The organism is Flavobacterium frigidarium DSM 17623, from assembly GCF_000425505.1.
Lineage (GTDB): Bacteria > Bacteroidota > Bacteroidia > Flavobacteriales > Flavobacteriaceae > Flavobacterium > Flavobacterium frigidarium.
Window position 1 is genome coordinate 1 of the sequence record NZ_AUDO01000036.1, and the last position, 1773, is coordinate 1773.

At 27.0% G+C, this 1773-nt stretch carries 3 protein-coding genes; all 3 read left to right on the forward strand.

Going from position 1 to position 1773, the window contains the following annotated elements; all coding sequences use genetic code 11:
* Positions 1–605, forward strand: a 605-nt coding sequence (locus tag H603_RS16835; RefSeq protein WP_035676054.1) for a sensor histidine kinase, incomplete at its 5' end; no start/stop codon positions are given.
* Between the two features lies 1 nt (position 606).
* Positions 607–1290, forward strand: coding sequence for a response regulator (locus H603_RS0112770; protein WP_026708975.1), 684 nt, complete (start codon positions 607–609; stop codon positions 1288–1290).
* Positions 1291–1373: 83 nt separating this feature from the next.
* Positions 1374–1773, forward strand: a 400-nt coding sequence (locus H603_RS16840; protein WP_035676057.1) for a carboxypeptidase-like regulatory domain-containing protein, incomplete at its 3' end; no start/stop codon positions are given.

The following is a 1773-nucleotide window of genomic DNA, read 5'->3' on the forward strand; positions in this document are numbered from 1 at the left end:
AAAAAAAAAACGAGCGCAGTCGCATATCTCAAGAATTACACGATGGAATTTTAGGTAAATTATTTGGTCTTCGAATAGGCTTAGGATTTTTAAATATTGAAGGTTCCGAAGAAATGTTAGGCAAACATGAATTATTTTTGAATGAACTACAAGTTATAGAAAGTGAAATTAGAGATGTTTCCCATAAATTAACATTTGAACTTGATAATTCTGAGGTTAATTTTAGTTATATAATAAAAGAACTACTTGAAGAAAAAAGCCTCATTGGTAATTTTTATTTTGAATTAAATATTGAAGATAACATTACTTGGATTGAAATAAATAAAAGTATAAATATAAATTTGTATAGAGTATTACAAGAAGCATTACATAACATTGTTAAATATTCAAGAGCAAAAAATGTTATCTTATGTTTCTCTATTGATACTAATAACTTAATAATTCATTTGAGTGATGATGGAGTTGGTTTTGACATAAGTAAAACCAAGAGTGGGATTGGAATTAAAAATATGAAGAATCGTATAACAAATTTAAAAGGCTCATTTAACATTAATTCTGAAATAAATAAAGGGACAACTCTCTCTTGTATAATACCAATAAATTGATATGGAAAGTAAATTGTATACAGTACTAATAGTTGATGATCACCCTTTGATTACTGATGCTTATAAAAGTGCCTTAAAATATATCGAAGAATTAGATAAATCATTGTTTTTTGATATCTATGAAGTTCATAATTGTGATGATGCCTACAATAAAATTGGTGACGTATTATCTAAAAATAAAGAAATTGAACTTATTTTTCTTGATATAAGCCTACCTCCTACAAAAGATGGAAAAATAATTTCTGGTGAAGATTTGGGCTTAAAAATTAAAGAGGTAATGCCTAAATCAAAAGTTATAGTTTCCACAACTTTAAATGATAATTACAGAATACGCAGTATTTTTAAAAGTCTTAACCCTCATGGATTTCTAATTAAAAATGATATAAACCCTAAAGAATTAGTAACAGCTATAAAAGCAGTAATTTTCGACCCTCCATACTATAGTAAAACAGTTGTAAAGTTGCTTCGAAATGAAGTTTCCTCCGACTTTACTTTAGATTTTGTAGATAGAAAAATACTGCATGAACTTTCAATTGGTACCATGATGAAAGATTTACCGTCAGTTATATTACTCTCTCTCCCTGCTTTAGAAAAAAGAAAGCGTCGTCTAAAAGAACTTTTTGAGACCATAGACTATTCTGATAAGGAGCTGTTAAAAAGTGCAAGAGATAAGGGATTTATTTAATAAAAAGGGGATGCCCTTACTTTTTCAACGGTTAAAAAAATTTATAGTAGATATTTTAAACTTAATTTAGTCATAAAAACCTTATGACTAAATTAAGAGTATTATTAGTGATTTTAATTACATCTTTTTCAACTTATTCTCAAGTAAATATTAATGGAGTCGTTAAAAATTCAAAAGAAACCATTGGTTTTGCAAATGTATTTTTAACAGATTCTAACAATAAAATAATTACGGGTACTATAACCAACGAAGAAGGTGCTTTTAGTCTATTAGTAAAAAACGTGGGTAGTACCTTAAATATTAGCTTTATAGGGTATGAAATTTGGACCAAAGAAATTTCTTTAGAAGAAGATCAAAATTTAGGTATTATCACTCTTAAAGAAGATAGTAGTAAATTGGATGAAGTCGTTATAACAACAAATAAAAAATTAATAGAGCGAAAAGTAGATAGATTAGTATTTAATGTAGGACAATCAATTTCAG

Bases quoted from the DNA above. Each gene is read 5' to 3' on its own strand.
- H603_RS0112770 (WP_026708975.1), top strand. From the start codon at position 607: ATGGAAAGTAAATTGTATACAGTACTAATAGTTGATGATCACCCTTTG.